The sequence below is a fragment of the Paraburkholderia phosphatilytica genome, from assembly GCF_003443895.1.
Taxonomy (GTDB): domain Bacteria; phylum Pseudomonadota; class Gammaproteobacteria; order Burkholderiales; family Burkholderiaceae; genus Paraburkholderia; species Paraburkholderia phosphatilytica.
Window position 1 is genome coordinate 326,478 of sequence record NZ_QQOA01000001.1, and the last position, 17,535, is coordinate 344,012.

Consider the following 17,535-nt stretch of genomic DNA (forward strand, 5'->3'; position numbering starts at 1 on the left):
CCTCCGCACCGGCAAGTCGATCGCGACCCGGTCGCCTTTCGTGGATTTAACCAGGCATCACTGACGACAATGTACCCATTCTCCCGCGCGTTTGTTAACCCTGCGAGCTCGCCGATTCGGGATCTGTTCAAGTATCTCGACGATCCGGAAATGATCTCCTTTGCCGGAGGCTACCCGGATCCCACGCTGTTCGACGTGGATGGCCTCGAAGCAGCGTCCCGACGTGCGTACGGGGATAGCCTGTCATGCCTCCAGTACGGCAGTACGGACGGGATCGCCAAGCTGAAAATGGAGATCATTCACCTCATGGCTTCGCGAGGCGTTGCAACCTGCGCAGAGAATCTCGTTGTGACGACCGGTTCGCAGCAAGCGTTTGACTTGCTCTTGCGGGTCATGGTGAACGATGGTGACGTGGTTTTCGTCGAGACTCCCACGTATCCGATGAACATCCTGGCGGCCCGCGCGCAAGGGGCGCGCATCGTGCCTGTGAACACGGACAGCGACGGCCTCAACGTGGTTGAACTCGAGCGGTTGCTAGACGCCATTCGTTCCGACGCAGACAGGCCAAAACTGCTGTACACCGTGCCCTCTTTCGGAAATCCCACAGGCGCGACGCTGAGTCTTCAACGTCGTCTGCACCTCCTCAAACTCGCAGTGAAACATCGCTTCTTGATCGCAGAAGACGATCCGTATGGAGACCTGAGATTCGGCGGGGATGGCATTCCGTCACTGCAAGCGCTTACCCGTGAAGTCGACGGCAGCAGTGATTGGGTCGTCCACATGGCAAGCCTCTCGAAGATCGTTGCCCCAGGACTTCGCGTCGCGTGGAGCATCTCCCCGCTGCCCATCGCACATCGCTGCTATGTTGCGAAGCAAAGCGCGGATGTGGGTAGTTCGCCATGGACGCAAGGCATCGCCGCCGAGTACCTCGCCGCGGGGAGCCTTGAGCGCCATCTGAAAAGCATCCGTAACGGGTACGGTGAAAAGTGCCGTGTGCTTTGCCACTCATTGCGCGAACTGATGGGTGATGCGCTCACGTTTCACGAACCCGAAGGGGGAATGTTCATCTGGGCAAAACTCAACGGTGATCTCACAGCGGCCGAACTGCTGAAGGAATGCATCGAGCGCAAGGTGATGTTCGTACCGGGCGCGGGCTTCCATGCAGGTGATCCCGACCCGACGACACTTCGCCTTTCCTTCGCGGCGCCTTCCGTGGCCAACATAAAAAAGGGAGTCAAGCGACTTCACGACGCGTTGGAGACCATCCGCGCGCGAGTGTGACGCCGTCACGCGGCACCGGCGAGCAGCCTCATTGCCTGTTGCCAGCGCGGAGGCCCTGCCGTTCAGACGACCGCATCGCTCCGATCGATTGATGAACCCGAAAAGCCTTGCGTCTTCGACCGTAAGGAATGGCGGGTTCGAAATGCGGAGACGTTAGTTAGGGAGAATGGCACTTACTTAAGCCCGCAAGGAGGAGAAGACGCGGGTAAGTACTTGAAGAGAAAGAGAGGAGGCTGATCCAAGGATTGATAGGATGGTTGTTACCAAGCAAACACCGTCTCATTCCAAAGATCAGCCAGCATGGATCGTAATGCACGAAGTCATCGTAGGCAAACACGAAGCACAGTTCAAAACCGGGCGCGCAGGACTCAGGCCGTGGACTACTTCAACATACTGACGAGCCCGCGGCTGTTAGGCATAACGGAAGCGTATTTGCCAGAGCATCGAGAATGGCTGTATCCGCCGACGGTGACGCTGTCGATGTTCATGCGCCAGGCGCTGGAAGAGGACGCTTCGTGTCAGAAGGCAGTCAACGGATGGGCCGCGCAGCGAGCTGCCGACGGGCTGCGGCCCATGAGTGTGCGTACGGGAGGCTACTGCCGCGCTCGCCAGAGACTGCCGCTGACGCTGGTCCGGGAGTTGGCGCGCGAGACGGGGCATCAACTGCACGAACAGGCCAAGCCGGCCTGGAAGTGGCGCGGGCGCCCGGTCAAGCTGGTTGACGGCACCGGGATCTCGATGCCCGATACGCCGTCGAACCAGGCCCGCTTCCCGCAGTCCAGTTCTCAGGCCGAAGGAGTGGGGTTTCCGTTAGCCTATCTGGTTGCGGTGATCTGTCTGGCAAGCGGCGCAGTGCTGGAGGCGGCTGTCGGAACTTACGCGGGCAAAGGCAGTGAAGAGCTGACGGCGTTTCGCATGCTGCAAAACACGTTTCGTAGAGGTGACGTGATCGTCGCCGATGCCTTGTACTGCCACTACTTTCTGATGGCCTCAATGATCGCCGCCGGGGTGGATGTCGTGATGGAACAGCATGGGGCGCGCCGCACCGACTTTCGGAGAGGCAAGTCCCTGGGTACGCGCGATCACATTGTGACGTGGCCCAAACCCCGGCATTGCCCCACCTGGATGACGCGTGAGCAGTACCAGGCCTTCCGCGATGAACTGATGGTGCGCGAGTCCAGGCTGCATCACCGGGTGCTGGTCACCACGATGCTTGATGCACGCAAGACGAGCAAACAAGACCTCTCGCAGTTGTATGCCAGGCGTTGGAACGTGGAACTGGATCTACGTAACATCAAGACGACGATGGGCATGGATGTGCTGCATTGCCAAACTGCCCACATGAACGAGAAGGAGATCTGGGTCCATCTGCTGGCCTACAACGTGATTCGGCTGCTGATGGCCCAAGCCGCCAGCCACTACGCCACCGATCCGAGAACACTGAGTTTCAAGCACACCGTGCAGCTATGGACTGAATGGCTGGCCAGAGGTCTGACGGCAACTCACGATCAGAGTCTCCTGTTCAACCTGATCGCGCAGTCTTGCGTTGAGTTGGGAATCGCCCCGGCCGCATCGAACCACGAATGCGAAAACGAAGACCGAAGTCTTACCCATGGCTGAAAGAGCATCGTCACATCGCACGCGAGCGCGTCCGAAAATATGGGCACGCTCCACGGGCTTAAGTAAGTGCCATTCGTTCTAGGGGACGACCTTTATCTTGGCCACGCGCAGCCAAAGTTGACTAACTACACACCAGCACTCGCGATCCGCTGGGCGGTGGGTGGGCGCATGATTCCTAGGTGCACGAAGTGATCCAGGCGACCCTGACGCGCGCCCGGTTTCCGAAACGATATTGAGGGACTCGATCATGGCACTTGTCATTCCTGCCGCGCCCTCGGTACTTGCACCTCTCGAAGACTGGCAACGCCGTGTGCAAGCGCTGGAACAACTGCTGTACGACGGCGATAGCGACGTCCGCGCGGCAGCCCTGTCCGGCCTGCGGTCGGCGCGCCGCATGGTGGTCGCGAAATCGACACCGGGCGCGGTCGCGCCGGCCGGTGACGCCCTGATCAAGACCGCGGTCACCCGACAGGGCGACGCGCGCCCTGAGCGGGCGGAAGAACGAGACCTGGCTGCGGCCGGGTTTTTTGTGCGGCGCGGCTTGCCTGATAATGCGTGTTTGCAGGCAAGGGACCGCTGACAGGCGGCCTGCGACCACTTTTTCGAATGCGAAAAAGCGCCGGGCGGTGGTCGACGGCGCTCAGGGGCAGGGTGTCGATGTTGCTCATTGCTATTAGCAACATCGAGCCTGAGGGGCGATCTGCGAGACAATCCCGTCGTGCCTGCCCGTCGCGTCAGATTTTTGATAACTGTTATCAAGCGGACTATACTGGCGCGGAGCGGTGCCGTCCGGCATCGGCGGCGAACAGGAGTGCCATCATGATCAGTGCCGAACTGGGCAACCAGCTGGAACGCTATGTCGCCCAACTGGTCGAGTCGGGCCGATACGGCTCGAAGAGCGAAGTGCTGCGGGAGGGCGTGCGCCTGATCCAGGACCGCGAGGCCCAGCTGGCTGCGCTCGATGCCGCGGTCGCGCAAAGCGTCGCCCAGTCCGAGGCTGGCGAAGGCGTCGACGCCGAAGCCGCGTTCGACCGCCTCGAGGCGAAATATCAGGCGATCGCGGATCGGCGCCCGTGACGCCTGCCGCCACACCACGCGTCCGTCTCACGCCGGCGGCGTTGGCCGAGCTCGAGGCCATCGGCGACTACATTGCCCGTGACAACCCGCGGCGCGCGCTGACCTTTGTGCGCGAGCTGCGTGAACGGTGCCTGTCGCTCGGGCCGATGGCGCTGTCGTTTCCGCTGATCCGGCGCTATGAGGACCAGGGCGTACGTCACTGCGTACACGGGCACTACCAGATCTTCTACCGGACCATCGGCGAACCCGTGACGCGGGTGGATGTGCTTCACGTCATTCACAGTGCGCGCAACTACGCCGCGATCCTGTTCGATGAGTAGAAAAAACGTGGACCGGGACCGGATCCGGTCGTGACCACCTGCGCTCCGGCGCTCTCGGCCTTCTCTTCTTCAGGCCGGCACCGTGGCGGGTACCGAGTCATGCGTTCAGGCTTGCCGGCCCGTCCTATTGGCCCCGAAGGACCTTGAGCGTCTGTGGATCAGGTTGGCAGCCGAGGCGGTCAATCCCGGTCGGACAGGGTGGCAGTGATGCAGGGGGTGCCAGCGGTTGCGGCACAGGCGTGTAGGCCGCATCCGGGGGCGATTCCAGTGCGGCGGAAGTGCGCGCGGTTTCGATCGAGGCGGCCACTGGCGCTTCGTTTCGTGCACGGAGTCGACCGGGAGGGTGGATTTGGGTGCGCCGGCCGGCTGTCGAAGAATGGCCGGACGCCGCTACCTGCACGGGGCTTGCAGGGGAGGGCACGACGCGGTGAAAGCGCCACATCCACAGGGCGAGCACGGTGAACGCCGTGCCCAGCATGAACGCGATCAGCTTTCCTACGCGCCTCCGGGGAGCCTGGCGTTGCATTCCCGACCGGGCGGGCTCCAGAACCGTAATGGCAAGCACATCCACCACGCGGGGGGCTGGCTGCGGAACGCTCGGCAGCGGCGGGTACACGGTGGGTCCCGGGACGGGAGCCGCGGCCGCCATGACAGGCCGGAATCCCTGTGCCTGCGCCCAGCGCCGCAGCATCACCGGATCCCAGCGCCGGTTTTCACGCGATGGCTGCCCGTCCAGAGACCCTGCCAGGCGCCGTCACCCCCCCCCCCGGCGACGGGCTCCCGCCACCGCTTGATCTCCATCGTCAGCGTGGTCGAGTCGGTCGCGACCAGCAGGTCACATTCGCCGTTCGCCGTCGTGATGTTGATGACCACAACCGCGTCCAGTCCACGTGTTTCGAGGATCCGGACCACGCGCAGCAGCACGCGCTCCTCGGCAGGGTGGACGAAGCCGGCGTGGCGCGCGGAGTAGACGTCGATCGGCATGGACAGTAGGGGCTGGAACAGCCGCGCATTGAACCACGCGGTACCCACCCGGACAAGCCGCATCGCGCATCAAATGAGCGGACCGCGTTCCGTGCGCGGCTACAGGACAGATAGTCGGGCGTCTGGACGACACAAGAGAATATCGAGTCCGCGTTGCTCGCTGGTGGGGACGGGACACGAGCTGTTGTGTACGGAACGGACGGGGATACTGGGCACGTATGGAATGCTGTCGTGCAAAATGGCAGTGTGAACTACATCGATGGTCAAATTGGTGGTGGTGGCGCTGCCAACTTCCAGAACTTCTCGCACTTTCAATTTGGGATACTGCCATGACGCTGGATCATGTCACTGCGAAGAGGATGGCGCTTGAATATCTCGCGGAACAACAGACCAAACCTGGAGGAGTGCCTTATTCCATTGTTGATTCTCGAATCGTGGAAGATGACGAGGGATGGTACTTCCCTTATCAGTCGGTTGAGTTCTTGACGACTGGAGATATGAACGCTTCTCTCGTGGGAAACTGGCCGATATTTGTTCGTCGAGACAGTCTCCATGTTGGCCCGTGCCGACCTGAAAAGTGGCTGCGTCGCAATTGACGTTATGAAGGTCGGTTCAACGCATGTCGTTATACAGAAGTGTCGGCGTCACCGTCTTCGCGTAATAGGCGCATGGTTTCCGCGGCGATATGAACTTTCGTGAGTCCCTTCCAAATCGTCTCGGCGCCGGGTTCGCCGTCGCTCTTGCGAGCGAGGAAACCACCGAGGCGTGCTACCAGGCGCAACACTTCGTTGAGCGTGGGTTGCGCAGATCGAGGCGTTTTCGTGAGCAAGTACACAGCCCGGGTTTCATCGGGATCGAAGAACAGACGCGCGTCCAGATCAGGACAGGTTCGACCCAGACGCATCAGGTGTGTCACGCGCCAAGCCACCACGAGAAACAGCGCCAATGCGCGCTCGAGTCGCTCAATCGAGCCCAACTGCAATTCTTCGACCTGACAGCCGTTCTTCAGAACGTTGAACAGAATCTCGATTTCCCATCTGGCCCGATACCACTCGATCAATTCGGTCGCTTCATCCAGCGTGCTTGCCGCGCGGTTGGTCAGCAAGCGCCATTCGATCGGTTTGACGCCAGCGGGCGCGTTGAACTCGCGCGCGACCAGGCACGTTGCAGCGATGCTTTTGCCCTTGCCTGCGGGCAACTGCACACGCTCAAGCCACAGGCGCTGGCGAACTGTTCTCGCTTTCACGCCCTGGCGCGCGGCCATCGGGAAAGCGATTTCGCCCACCGCTTCGCCGCACGTTGCTCGCTCCCACAGTTTGTCACCCTCGGGCAAGCTGCGGTTATGCGAGGCACGTACCAGCCAGTCGGCCGGATTGCCCATCGCATCGGCGCGTTCCATCAGCGCCATCAAATCCGCTTCGCGGTCTGCCACATACACCAGGCGGGTCGACGGCATTTCCGGCGCCATCTCGGCGATGCGCTCGTAGCCTTCGATCCAGCGCAAGCTTTCCTTCGGACCGCCACGCTGGCCCGAGTCGTCCTTCTTCTCGCGGGCCCACATCCAGGCGTCCAGGATGCCCAACGGTTCGCGCTGCGGCGTCACCGCATAGGTCGGGTGAACAAACATTCCGCGCTGCGCCTCGTAGGTCAGCGGCCCCAGTCCGAGCGCATTCTGACCATTGAAATCAAGCTCAGTGGTGTCTTGAAGGCAGAGCACGACCTGATGCGCCTGCATCCGCTTTTGCGTCTGCTGCCAATGCGGCTCCAGAATCGCATGCCACTGGACCTTCCCGTTATCGAAGAAGCGATATGCCGCTATCGTTTCGCCCCAACCTTGGTTAGGGCAGGAACTGTAGGAACGGTCGCGCTCGTCCATTCAAGTCTCGGATTGGTTGCCGCTTATGAAGTCGAATTCCCGCTTGGGGCAGGCCAATCGGCGCTGGCGACTATTCCAAACTCTGACTTGCAGCGATGTATGCCAGGCTACCGTAGAGTGTGTGAGTGTTGTGGCCACCGTACCCTTCGCGATCTCTGTCCTGGATCATACGAAATCTGCCCGGTCTGCTTCTGGGAGGATGACTTGATTCAAACACGCGATCCTGATTTCTCTGGCGGGGCAAATCGACCGTCTCTCTCGGAGGCTCGCCGCAATTACGAAATGATCGGTGCGTGTGAGGAAAGAGCATTACCGCATGTTCGAAGACCGGCGGACGATGAGGTAGATTGGGCTCGGCAAGAATAGTCGCGACGGATAGCGGCAAGCTTGAACCAAGCGGTGCGGCGGGGCATGGTCTGCGCCTGACTCTTACGCAGACGGTGCCCAAGACCCTGGGCGCGGTCGGCATTACCCACTGGTGCCCCTGACGGGGTGTCCGTCCCCCCGCCGCGACGAAAGTATATCGACCTTGCGGAGCTAGCCAAATATTTGATCGCCCCGAGCGAACGATACGAATCGTTGCTCACGACTGTCCGTTAACGGGAAAACCGAAGGTCTCTTCAGGGTCGGGTCCAGCCGATCGCAGCTAGCTGCTGCTCCCCCCCCGTTTGCAAACCGCAGGATTTTGAAACCTCTTTCGGCGACCAGAAATGCCCACGGATCTACATTTGATTTATACACGAAGTGATCGCATCCTCATCTCGCGTCGGCCTTATGAGTCGTGGCTCCAGATCCAAGACGACTTTGCTGATTACATGGCTTCGCTGGGCCCTTGGTCTTCAGACGAGACAATCGAATACCTGAGCCATGAACATCCAGGACTCAATCCGAGCGCAACGGACCAGATCGGCACCTTCTTGGCTTCTGGTGAAACATTCGTCGAACTACGATTCAAGCGAAACCCATAGACCCTATGCTTCGACGTCATCTTCGCTGTTCGGCCAGAACGGGACGCTCGCCCGTGTGATGAGAATCCTTGGCAATCGTAGGTGCGTTACACTCTAGGCAGCAGCACTCCACTCGCGGAACCGATCGAACAATCGGAAACCGACGTAGTCGGATTTTCGCTTGTATAGCCAACGGTAGTAGCAATCCCAGTAGCTAATCATTCTATCGCTTGTTACTTGAAAAAATTGCGGATTCTCCCTGAAGAACACCCCGTACGTGGACTGATCCATAGACGGTAGATTCGCTTCGACAGCACCGAGAATCTCAATGACATACTCGCCGCAGAGTTGTGTAACGAATGGTGCCACCCAAGGTTCAGATGAGGCAATTATCCGCTCGATCTGGCGTTGGCGCACATGCCCATCATGGTGTCTCGTTAGCACGCACGCATATACAGTGGCTTGAATTTCATTCAGGCTCGCGAACAGTGTTTCATCTGGATTGTTGCAAATCCGATATGGGATATTAAGCGATTCGCCTCGAACTACGACTGGTAATCCATGGCCGGTCACATTGCCACTGCGAATCAAATCCGCGACGGCCCTCACGTCGGAGCGCAGCGCTTCCGGAAATGCCGTTGCTAACCAACTGGATTGGACCGAGTTCGTGCTTGGTTCAGGCAGAGTCATGTCGTCGCGGGTAGGCCGAGTTGCCGCAATTGTGACATAGGAGCATCAGGCTTCTTCGAGGCTTACCAATGTCCGCTTCCGCTAGTCGCGGTCGCCCCTTATGGGTCGAACCCGGCCTTCCGCGTCAGACGGCAGCAGATCGGTCCTTTCCATGCGAGCCTTGACACCAGCGGCTCCCGCACGATCAACCGCTGAACTGGCAGACTGGTATGCTTGTTGCAGTGCCGAGCCGGGCCGCAACGAGTAGTGCGGCCACCCGGCCAGATTCTCTGTAGTGCCAATTAGGGGTGTCGATATGGTAACGAACTTCGCAATTGCAGGCGTCCTTATGATCTCCTTACCGGCATTTGCGGCGCCGCCTTCCGGCCAGGCGCCGGTTTCGTTGAATACGCTGCTGGGAGCGCAGTCGGACAAGGTGCACATGATCTCCGACGGCAGCGCCGGCGGTGGCGGGCAGGATCGCCAGCGCGAAGATATTTCGCTGCAGGTCGTCGACGCGAACGGCCCGGTGGGCAAAGCGAAATGCAAGCTGTCCAACGACCGGGGCGACTGGTCGGCCACGGCTCCCGACACCGTCACCATCCTCCGCTCCAAAGGCGATCTCACCATCACCTGTCCCCGGAGCGGCTACGGAGACAGCACGCTGGTGGTCGCTGCCGGGTCCACCGAGATTCAGCAACGCCGTTTTCGCTTCGAAGGAGATTCGGACGAGGACGTCGACCAGCCGATCACGGTGCCGTATTACAACGCTTCACTCACCGTCAAACTGCCGAGCGAAGCGGCGACGCCGGCGTCCCAATAGTCAGCGGCGGATTCGCTCTGACAACGGAACGTCTGCGAGAAATACGACAAGCATCTCTAAGCAAGATCAGAAGACACAGCATCGAGAAGCCATTTTGCGACGCGCTGACTCGCCTTGCTACGACTGTTCACCTGTCGTTGAATCAACCATGTTTGCCCCAGGCTTTCGAGCGGCATTCCGTCAAGTTTGATCAACTCGCCAGCAGCCAGATAGTCCGCAACCAATGATTGGCGCGCAAGTGCGACGCCGACCCCGCGTCGAGCGGCCTCGATCATCAAGCCCGCATCACTGAACACGATCCGCCTGCGCTCTCGCGGGAAACGGTATCCGTTGGACTCGTACCAGGCGTCCCACGATTGGTGACGAGCGCTGCCGAGACGGCTGCAGTCATCCTCGAGCAACCTCACATCCTCGAGCGGGTCCGAGCGGCGATCGACATGGTTTGCACGATTGCCGGGCATGCAGACCGGTATGAGAACATCGTCGCTTGCCGTCATCCGCTCGCCTGGGATACCGCCCCTCGGATGCAAACGGATCGCGAGATCGTATTCGCTATCGTCGATCGATATGATCTCGTCCGAAACGTGGAGATCGAGACAGATATCTTCGAAACTTAGGGAGAGCGATTCGAGTCGGGGGACGAGCCAACAGCGCGCAAAGGAGGAAACAACGGTCATGCGAACCGTTGTCCGACGGTCCGAAAGCCTGTTGTCAGCCTGCGCCAGCGCTTTTAGCACGCTCTCCACCGTCGCCAGATAGGCAAGGCCGTCTCTGGTCAATTCGAAGCGACCATGTTCTCGACGAATCAGACAGGTTTCAAGGCGAGTTTCAAGCGCCGCTATGCGCTGACTTACCGCGCTCTGCGACACACCAATTTCGACGGCGGCCCGCTTGAAACTCTTCAGCCGGGAGACAGCCTCAAAAGCCCGCAGCATGTGAGTCTGGGGTGGATCACGGCGCACAGGCATTACCGGACCTTATAGCGCATAAGAAAAACTCCATCGACAGGGGCCATCCGCGTCAATAGATTACCCGTACGGCTATCAAAAGACAAAGGACTGGCAATGGGGAATAACTTTGAGATGTTGGCCCGTTGGACTGTCTGGGCGAATGGTCTCACCTACGATGCGTGCGCCCGACTTTCATCAGACGACTATTTTATCGAACGCGCATGCGCCTTTGGTTCGATCCACAATACCCTCAATCATCTTCTTGCCACAGACCGTATCTGGCTCGGCCGGCTCTCTGGCGAAGGACATGACATCCCGTCTTTAGACCATATTGTCTGCCGGGATTTTGAGAGCCTTCGAGCCGAACGCCTGGCGGAGGATGAGAGGCTTGTCCGCATTGTTAGCACTGCCGTACATAGCGATCCAGATAAAGATATCGACTACATCAGTATGGATGGGAAGCCACAACGAAAGCCTCGTCAACTCATACTCGCCCACATTTTCATCCATCACGCCCACCATCGCGGCCAGGTTCATGCGCTGCTCTCGCAGACGCCCGTCGTGCCACCTGCGCTGGACATTACCTATTTCCCGCTTGGGTAAGCCATGATCCCGCAGAAGCGGCCTCGGACGGAATATCCCCTGTTTGATCAAACCGTGACGACGATCTTGCCGAATTGCTCGTTCGACTCCAGAAAGCGATGCGCGTCAACGATCTGATCGAATGCAAAGGTTCTTGCGATGACTGGCTGGAGCGCACCTGACGCCAGCCCATCGAGGATGAACGCCCTGGCTGCCGCCAGTCGCTCCGGATCGCCGATAACCTCGTGGACGAGGTAGCCGCGCAGCGTCAGCATCTTGCCAAGCACGGCGAACAGCGGGAACGGCGTGACCTCCGGGCTCAAGCCGCCATATTCGATGAGGATGCCACCCCGTGACATCGCGGCCGTGAGCGGCTCGAATATCGGCCCTCCGATGGGGTCCAGTACCACTCTCACGCCCTGCGGTCCGGCAATCTCCGTCAGCCGGGCAACGAGGTCGTCTTCCGCGAGGGCGATGACATGGGCGGCGCCCGCCGCAAGCAGTGCGTCCTTCTTGACGGACGTTCGCGTGACCGCGATTGGGGTTGCGCCAATCAGGTTGGCAATCTGGATCGCGGCGAGGCCGACACTGCTGGATGCTGCAGTGATCACGACACAGTCTTTCCTGTTGAGCCTGGCAATGTCGACCAGTGCACCGTAAGCGGTGAGGTATTGCATCCAGACAGCCGCGGCCGCTTCCCAACCCAGGGACGGCGGGTGCTTGACGACGTGTTCGGCAGGAAAGGTGACAAGCTCGCCGTAGGCAGGCCAGCGGACCATCGAAAGTGGCGGCACCACGCTCACAGCGTCGCCTGGGACGAAGCCTTCCACATCCGCTCCGATCGTTTCGACGATGCCCGCGGCTTCGAGGCCAAGACCGGAAGGCAAGGTTGGCGTCTCGATGTAAGACCCCGCACGCAGCAGTGCCTCGGCGCGGTTAAGGCCAAATGCCTTGACGCGAATTTGAACTTCACCCCGGGCGGGCAGCGGAACATCGACGTTCTCGATGCGCAGTACCTCGGGGCCACCATGCTCGTGGAAGCGGATCACGCGTGCCATGTCGTCTCAACTCGAAAGTAATTGAACCGAATACACTATGGCAGTGCGCCGTTCGCCGATAAATAGCGGGAAGACAAAACCAGTCGTAACCAGGAGTTTCCAATATGGATCGCCTCACCAGCATGGCGGTGTTCGTCAAGGCTGTCGATCTAGGCTCGTTCGCGGCGGCTGCGGATTCGCTCGAGCTATCCGGACCGATGGTCGGCAAGCACGTCCGTTTCCTGGAGGAGCGGCTGGGCATGCGTCTTCTCACGCGGACCACGCGCCGCCAGAGCCTGACCGATTTTGGGCGTGCGTACTATGAGCGTTGCCGTGTCGTGCTGGCTGAAGCGGAAGCGGCGGATGCGCTCGCGGCCGATCAATTGGCCGAACCGCGCGGAAAGCTGCGCGTCACCATGCCCGTGCACTTCGGCCGGCGCTGTGTTGCCCCTGTGTTGCTGCAGCTCGCGAGGCAGTATCCGGCGCTGGAGCTGGATTTGTCGTTCAGCGACCGTTTCGCGGACCTCGCGGAGGAAGACCACGACCTGGCTATCCGGACTGGCGATCTGGAGAGCAAGGCCGGCGTGATCGCGCGCCGCGTCGCGCGTCAGCGTATGGTTGTCTGCGCGTCGCCGTCCTACGTCAAGAAACATGGCAGGCCACGGCAAATCGCGGATCTCGCTCAGCACCAGGCCATCGTCTACAGGCGGTCGGGCCGTGTCCGCCCGTGGCTGTTCCCGAGCGAGGACCAATCCGCGCTGGAGATCCTGCCCGCGAACCGGCTGCGACTCGACGACCTCGATGCGATCGCCGACGCCGCGACCCTCGGCATGGGGCTGGCCTGGCTCCCATACTGGCTCGTGCGCGAACGCATTCAGGCAGGCGCGCTGATTCACCTTTTACCGAAGCAGCCGGGATTTCTCTACGATGCCTACGCGTTGTGGTTGCAGACGCCTCAGTTGCCTCGGAAGATTCGTCTCGCTGTCGATGCGCTGGCGGACGCATTGCCGGATCTCATGACGTGAGCGCGATCCGCGGAGAGCACAACATCGCATGTCGTGCCCTCCGCAACGCAACAAGTACCTCGCGTTACCGGCTCTGCAACCGGATATCCCGCGACGACGCGCCGACATAAACCGCATTGCCCTGCACGTACTTCCATTTGTTGCTGGACGTATCCCACACGCTTTGCATGCGCTCAGGAACCGTCACGCTCACCGGCCGCGTTTCGCCCGGATTCAGATACACCTTCTGCCAGCCCACCAGGCGCCGCGGCGGCTCGCCGTTGTAGTTCACACCGAGATACACCTGCGCCACTTCAGCGCCCGCAACACGTCCGTCGTTTCTGACCGTAAAGCTCGCAGTCAACGTATGGCCCGGTCCGCGATGGACGCTAAGATTCGTGAAGCTGAAGTTCGTGTACGAGAGCCCATAGCCGAACTCATACAACGGCGCGATGTTCTTCGCGTCGTACCAGCGGTACCCCATGTCCAGCTTCTCCGAGTACACCGGGTCCTGCGCGAACACGCCATTGGTGCCCCACGTCGGCGTGTCCTGATCGTGCACGGGGAACGTGACAGGCAGCTTGCCCGACGGATTCACCGCGCCGAACAGCACGTTCGCGATCGCCTGGCCGCCGCCTTCGCCCGGATACCACGCCTCGACGATCGCCGATACCTGGTCCTTCCACGGCATCAGCACCGGGTTGCCGTTCTCGAGAATCACGATGGTGCGCGGATTGGCCTGCGCGACCGCTTCCACCAGCTGATCCTGGTTCGACGGATTCGCAAGGCTCAGGCTCTGCAGGTCGCCGAAGTCTTCGCCCGCCGGCTGCGCGACCACGACGATCGCGACGTCCGACTGCCGCGCGAGCGCCACCGCTGAATCGATTTCCTGCTGCGTATAGGCCCTGAACGGTTGCGTCTGATCGGTGTTGCCCGCAAAGCTTACCCGCGCCGACGGCGCCAGCGTCTGAATGGCCTTGACGATCGGCACGTTCAGCTTGAGCCACGGATTGGTCCACCAGCCGCAGCCCGTCGACGTGCCGAATACGAGTCCGCCGCAGCCGGAGAAGTTGCCCGTCACCGGATCGCGCGTATTACCCGAGCCGCCGCCCGTCAGCACCGCCACGTCCGCATGACCGCCGATCACCGCGACATGCCGCAAGCCCGCGTTGGACAGCGGCAGCTGCGCGTTGTCGTTCTTCAGCAGTACGATCGACTGCTCTTCCGCGGCCTGCGTAAACGCATTCGCCTTCGCGAAGTCGAACGAGCCGCCCGCCTTCGCCGGATCGTCGAGCACGCCGATCCGGATCATCTCGTACAGCTTGCGCCGGACCATGTCGTCGAGGCGTGCTTCCGAGACGGCATGCGTCGACAGCGCCTGCTTGACGAGATCGGGCGTCAGATAGACCGTCGCACCGACATCCTCTTCCTCGTCGAGACCTGCATTGATCGCGGGCGCGGTGCTATGCGTCGCGCCCCAGTCCGACTGAACCTGCCCTTCGAAACCCCAGTCGTTCTTCAACACGTCGCTCAGCAGGTGCGAGTTCTCGCACGCATACGTACCGTTAAGCCGGTTATAGCTGCACATCACGCTGCCGGGGCGGGCATCGCGCGCGGCGATTTCGAACGGCAGCAGATAGAGCTCGCGCAGCGTGCGTTCGTCGATCTGGCTGTTGCCGCCCATGCGGTTGGTTTCCTGCTCGTTGCCGGCGAAATGCTTGATGGTCGCGATCACCTTGTGATTCTGCGTGCCGACGGTACGCGCGGCCAGCATCTCGCCTGCCAGCACCGGATCTTCGCCAAGGTACTCGAACAGCCGGCCGCCGCGCGGCTCGCGCGCGAGATTGGTGCCGCCGCCAAGCCCCATGCCGAAGCCCTGCGCGCGAATCGCTCTCGCGATCTCCGAGCCGAAGTCATACGCGAGACGCGGGTCCCAGCTCGCCGCCAGCGCGATCGTCGCGGGGAAGGTGGTACTCGGCTGCGTCGTGCTGCCGGATCCGGTTGCCGAATCGACCATGTTCAGATCGGGGATGCCCAACCGCGGCACGCCCTGGATATAGCCCGCGCCGCCACCGGGCACCTGGCTCATCTGGTACTCGGAGTGAATGAACTGCAGCTTTTCATCGAGCGTCATCTGCTGCACGAGCCGGTCCGCGCGCAGATGCGCGCCGTAGTCTTCGGCTGATGCGTAGGGCAATGGAAATGGATTTTCGCTAGCGCTCTCGCCCGCGTGCGCAGCAGTGAGCGCCGCCGCCAGCATCAGGGCCATGGACAATCGAGTGATCCGCATCTGTCTCTCCAGTTCGGGATGTTATTAGCATTGCGAAATGAATAGCGAGTTCTATTCCCCGATGCCGGACGCAAGATCGCGGCGCAGACAGAGCGGCGATGCGGACTCACGCGATCATCCGGATCGCATCAGCCGCTACGCTCGGTTGTTGTGAGCTTCGATCGATGTAGCGAAACTCCGTCTTCCCTTATCTTACGCAAGTAACCTCACTACATCCTCACTACCATCTCGGTATTTTCCCTCAGTAAAAACAATGACTTATGCGTTGTGGATTGGCTCGTGCGCCAGGTTATGCTTGCCTGAATCACGCAGCGAAATCCACACGACAAGCCGCGCCATGTCTGAGCAAAACGGCGCGCAACCGACGGGCCGCCGCGCCCCTGGAGACACGCGATGGAACACATGTTCGAGGCCGGCCTCGCGCGCCGCGAGGCCAACTACGTGCCGCTCACGCCCATCGATTTCATCGCGCGCGCGGCCGAGGTCTACGGCGACCGTCTCGCGGTCGTGCATGGCGAGATCCGTCGCAACTGGGCCGAAACCTATGCGCGCACGCGGCGCCTCGCGAGCGCTTTGCAACGCGCGGGCATTCAACGCGGCGACACGGTAGCGGCGCTGCTACCGAACATCCCGGCGATGGTCGAAGCGCACTTCGGCGTGCCGATGTCCGGTGCGGTGCTCAATACGCTGAACACGCGGCTCGACGCGAAGTCGATCCTCTTCATGCTGCGTCACGGCGAAGCGAAAGCGTTGATCGTCGACACGGAATACGCGGCGGTCGCCAAAGCGGCCGCCGCGGAGTTTCCATCGTTGCGCATCGTCAACGTGGCTGATGCGATGCCTGCGGACCCTCAAGCATTCGCCACCGCCACCAGCTACGAAACGTTTCTGGATAGCGGCGATCCGGAGTGCGTGTGGACACCGCCCGCCGACGAGTGGGACGCGATCGCGCTCAACTACACGTCCGGCACGACAGGCGACCCGAAGGGCGTCGTCTACCACCATCGCGGCGCGTATCTGAACGCGATCTCGAACATCCTCGAATGGGACATGCCGAAGCACGCGGTGTATCTGTGGACGCTGCCGCTCTTTCACTGCAACGGCTGGTGCTTCCCGTGGACGGTGGCGGCACGCGCGGGCGTCAACGTGTGTCTGCGCAAGTTCGATGCGCAGTTCGTGTTCGAGCTGATCCGCCGCGAACGCGTCACGCACTATTGCGGCGCGCCGATCGTGCAGGGCGCGCTCGCGAATGCGCCGGCCGCATGGCGCGAAGGGATCACGCATCGCGTCGCGACGATGGTCGCGGGCGCGCCGCCCTCGCCTGCCGTGATCGCGCGCATGAAGGACATCGGCATCGATCTCACGCATGTCTACGGATTGACCGAGGTCTACGGTCCGGCTTCGGTGTGCGCGCAGCAGGACGCATGGAACGCGCTCGACGACGATGCACGCGCCGCGCTCAACGCACGGCAAGGCGTGCGCTATCACCTGCAGGCCGGCGTCGCCGTGCTCGATCCCGGCACGATGCAGGCGGTACCCGCCGACGGCGAGACGCTCGGCGAAGTCATGTTCCGCGGCAACATCTGCATGAAGGGCTACTTGAAGAACCCGCAGGCATCCGACGCCGCATTTCGCGGCGGCTGGTTCCATACCGGCGATCTCGGCGTGATGGCGCCGGACGGCTATATCCGCATCCGCGACCGCAGCAAGGACATTATCATCTCGGGCGGCGAGAACATCTCCAGCATCGAAGTGGAAGACGTGCTGTACCGGCACCCGGCGGTTGCCGTGGCCGCGGTCGTCGCGATGCCGGACGCGAAGTGGGGCGAAGTGCCGTGCGCATTCGTCGAGCTGAAGGAAGGGCAGGCCGCAACCGCGGAGGAGATCATCGCGCACTGCCGGCAGCACCTGGCGGGCTTCAAGGTGCCGAAGAAGGTGGAGTTCGGCGAGCTGCCTAAAACGTCGACGGGCAAGATCCAGAAGTATGAACTGCGCGCTCGCGTGAAGTCGGCGAGCGCGATCGATCTGGCCGGCGATAGCGCGGCGCCCCCAGCCGCGCGCTAGCCAAAACGAGG

General features: G+C 61.3%; 16 protein-coding genes and 2 pseudogenes. 12 read left to right on the plus strand and 6 right to left on the minus strand.

Annotated features, from left to right (window positions below):
• Positions 1–69 precede the first annotated feature (69 nt).
• From DVS29_RS01315 to DVS29_RS01335, 5 genes and pseudogenes are all read left to right on the plus strand, one after another.
• Complete coding sequence (locus DVS29_RS01315) at positions 70–1,281, plus strand: aminotransferase-like domain-containing protein (RefSeq protein WP_118178612.1); 1,212 nt, start codon at positions 70–72, stop codon at positions 1,279–1,281.
• A 300-nt stretch (positions 1,282–1,581) separates the two neighbouring features.
• Positions 1,582–2,963, plus strand: a pseudogene (locus DVS29_RS01320) (IS4 family transposase).
• A 185-nt stretch (positions 2,964–3,148) separates the two neighbouring features.
• Positions 3,149–3,481: a hypothetical protein gene (locus tag DVS29_RS01325; protein WP_124800582.1), complete on the plus strand. Its 333-nt coding sequence runs from the start codon at positions 3,149–3,151 to the stop codon at positions 3,479–3,481.
• Between the two features lie 239 nt (positions 3,482–3,720).
• Positions 3,721–3,978 (plus strand): type II toxin-antitoxin system ParD family antitoxin, encoded by a 258-nt coding sequence (locus DVS29_RS01330; RefSeq protein ID WP_118178614.1) that lies wholly within the window; start codon positions 3,721–3,723, stop codon positions 3,976–3,978.
• Positions 3,975–4,298: a type II toxin-antitoxin system RelE/ParE family toxin gene (locus DVS29_RS01335; protein WP_118178615.1), complete on the plus strand. Its 324-nt coding sequence runs from the start codon at positions 3,975–3,977 to the stop codon at positions 4,296–4,298. The genes DVS29_RS01330 and DVS29_RS01335 overlap by 4 nt, the downstream gene beginning before the upstream one ends.
• A gap of 690 nt (positions 4,299–4,988) precedes the next feature.
• Here DVS29_RS01335 and DVS29_RS01340 read toward each other — a convergent pair.
• Positions 4,989–5,282, minus strand: coding sequence for a hypothetical protein (locus DVS29_RS01340; protein ID WP_124800583.1), 294 nt, complete (start codon positions 5,280–5,282; stop codon positions 4,989–4,991).
• Positions 5,283–5,423: 141 nt separating this feature from the next.
• On the opposite strand from DVS29_RS01340, the gene DVS29_RS38290 reads away from it, so the two are divergent.
• On the plus strand, positions 5,424–5,615 hold the full coding sequence (locus DVS29_RS38290; protein ID WP_118178617.1) for a toxin glutamine deamidase domain-containing protein: 192 nt from the start codon (positions 5,424–5,426) through the stop codon (positions 5,613–5,615).
• Positions 5,612–5,878 carry a YrhB domain-containing protein gene (locus DVS29_RS01350; protein ID WP_164707817.1) on the plus strand — a complete coding sequence of 89 codons (267 nt, stop codon included), beginning with the start codon at positions 5,612–5,614 and terminating at the stop codon, positions 5,876–5,878. The genes DVS29_RS38290 and DVS29_RS01350 overlap by 4 nt, the downstream gene beginning before the upstream one ends.
• 29 nt (positions 5,879–5,907) lie before the next feature.
• Here the strand turns inward: DVS29_RS01350 and DVS29_RS01355 are convergent.
• Positions 5,908–7,119: pseudogene (locus DVS29_RS01355) on the minus strand (IS4 family transposase); the annotation flags it as partial.
• 138 nt (positions 7,120–7,257) lie between these two features.
• On the opposite strand from DVS29_RS01355, the gene DVS29_RS01360 reads away from it, so the two are divergent.
• Positions 7,258–7,524: a CPCC family cysteine-rich protein gene (locus tag DVS29_RS01360; protein ID WP_118178619.1), complete on the plus strand. Its 267-nt coding sequence runs from the start codon at positions 7,258–7,260 to the stop codon at positions 7,522–7,524.
• Between the two features lie 695 nt (positions 7,525–8,219).
• Here DVS29_RS01360 and DVS29_RS01370 read toward each other — a convergent pair.
• The gene (locus tag DVS29_RS01370) at positions 8,220–8,795 is read right to left on the minus strand and encodes a hypothetical protein (RefSeq protein ID WP_118178621.1); all 576 of its coding nucleotides are present in this window, start codon (positions 8,793–8,795) and stop codon (positions 8,220–8,222) included.
• 328 nt (positions 8,796–9,123) lie between these two features.
• Between DVS29_RS01370 and DVS29_RS01375 the strand changes: the two genes are divergently transcribed.
• Positions 9,124–9,597, plus strand: a complete 474-nt coding sequence (locus DVS29_RS01375) for a hypothetical protein (RefSeq protein WP_118178622.1) — start codon at positions 9,124–9,126, stop codon at positions 9,595–9,597.
• A gap of 56 nt (positions 9,598–9,653) precedes the next feature.
• Here the strand turns inward: DVS29_RS01375 and DVS29_RS01380 are convergent, their stop codons facing one another.
• Complete coding sequence (locus DVS29_RS01380; RefSeq protein WP_164707818.1) at positions 9,654–10,532, minus strand: LysR substrate-binding domain-containing protein; 879 nt, start codon at positions 10,530–10,532, stop codon at positions 9,654–9,656.
• Between the two features lie 129 nt (positions 10,533–10,661).
• Between DVS29_RS01380 and DVS29_RS01385 the strand changes: the two genes are divergently transcribed.
• On the plus strand, positions 10,662–11,150 hold the full coding sequence (locus DVS29_RS01385; RefSeq protein WP_118178624.1) for a DinB family protein: 489 nt from the start codon (positions 10,662–10,664) through the stop codon (positions 11,148–11,150).
• 47 nt (positions 11,151–11,197) lie between these two features.
• Here the strand turns inward: DVS29_RS01385 and DVS29_RS01390 are convergent, their stop codons facing one another.
• Positions 11,198–12,187 carry a zinc-dependent alcohol dehydrogenase family protein gene (locus DVS29_RS01390; RefSeq protein WP_118178625.1) on the minus strand — a complete coding sequence of 330 codons (990 nt, stop codon included), beginning with the start codon at positions 12,185–12,187 and terminating at the stop codon, positions 11,198–11,200.
• 104 nt (positions 12,188–12,291) lie between these two features.
• Between DVS29_RS01390 and DVS29_RS01395 the strand changes: the two genes are divergently transcribed.
• Positions 12,292–13,191 (plus strand): LysR family transcriptional regulator, encoded by a 900-nt coding sequence (locus tag DVS29_RS01395; RefSeq protein ID WP_118178626.1) that lies wholly within the window; start codon positions 12,292–12,294, stop codon positions 13,189–13,191.
• 64 nt (positions 13,192–13,255) lie between these two features.
• On the opposite strand, the gene DVS29_RS01400 is transcribed toward DVS29_RS01395, so the two are convergent.
• Complete coding sequence (locus DVS29_RS01400) at positions 13,256–15,439, minus strand: glycoside hydrolase family 3 C-terminal domain-containing protein (protein ID WP_420816057.1); 2,184 nt, start codon at positions 15,437–15,439, stop codon at positions 13,256–13,258.
• Between the two features lie 414 nt (positions 15,440–15,853).
• Between DVS29_RS01400 and DVS29_RS01405 the strand changes: the two genes are divergently transcribed.
• Complete coding sequence (locus DVS29_RS01405) at positions 15,854–17,524, plus strand: acyl-CoA synthetase (RefSeq protein ID WP_118178627.1); 1,671 nt, start codon at positions 15,854–15,856, stop codon at positions 17,522–17,524.
• Positions 17,525–17,535 lie beyond the last annotated feature (11 nt).

Coding starts and splice junctions, on each gene's coding strand:
- DVS29_RS01315 (WP_118178612.1), top strand. CDS start 70: ATGTACCCATTCTCCCGCGCGTTTGTTAACCCTGCGAGCTCGCCGATT.
- DVS29_RS01325 (WP_124800582.1), top strand. CDS start 3,149: ATGGCACTTGTCATTCCTGCCGCGCCCTCGGTACTTGCACCTCTCGAA.
- DVS29_RS01330 (WP_118178614.1), top strand. CDS start 3,721: ATGATCAGTGCCGAACTGGGCAACCAGCTGGAACGCTATGTCGCCCAA.
- DVS29_RS01340 (WP_124800583.1), bottom strand. CDS start 5,282: ATGCCGATCGACGTCTACTCCGCGCGCCACGCCGGCTTCGTCCACCCT.
- DVS29_RS01350 (WP_164707817.1), top strand. CDS start 5,612: ATGACGCTGGATCATGTCACTGCGAAGAGGATGGCGCTTGAATATCTC.
- DVS29_RS01360 (WP_118178619.1), top strand. CDS start 7,258: ATGCCAGGCTACCGTAGAGTGTGTGAGTGTTGTGGCCACCGTACCCTT.
- DVS29_RS01370 (WP_118178621.1), bottom strand. CDS start 8,795: ATGACTCTGCCTGAACCAAGCACGAACTCGGTCCAATCCAGTTGGTTA.
- DVS29_RS01375 (WP_118178622.1), top strand. CDS start 9,124: ATGATCTCCTTACCGGCATTTGCGGCGCCGCCTTCCGGCCAGGCGCCG.
- DVS29_RS01380 (WP_164707818.1), bottom strand. CDS start 10,532: ATGCTGCGGGCTTTTGAGGCTGTCTCCCGGCTGAAGAGTTTCAAGCGG.
- DVS29_RS01385 (WP_118178624.1), top strand. CDS start 10,662: ATGGGGAATAACTTTGAGATGTTGGCCCGTTGGACTGTCTGGGCGAAT.
- DVS29_RS01390 (WP_118178625.1), bottom strand. CDS start 12,187: ATGGCACGCGTGATCCGCTTCCACGAGCATGGTGGCCCCGAGGTACTG.
- DVS29_RS01395 (WP_118178626.1), top strand. CDS start 12,292: ATGGATCGCCTCACCAGCATGGCGGTGTTCGTCAAGGCTGTCGATCTA.
- DVS29_RS01400 (WP_420816057.1), bottom strand. CDS start 15,439: ATGGCCCTGATGCTGGCGGCGGCGCTCACTGCTGCGCACGCGGGCGAG.
- DVS29_RS01405 (WP_118178627.1), top strand. CDS start 15,854: ATGGAACACATGTTCGAGGCCGGCCTCGCGCGCCGCGAGGCCAACTAC.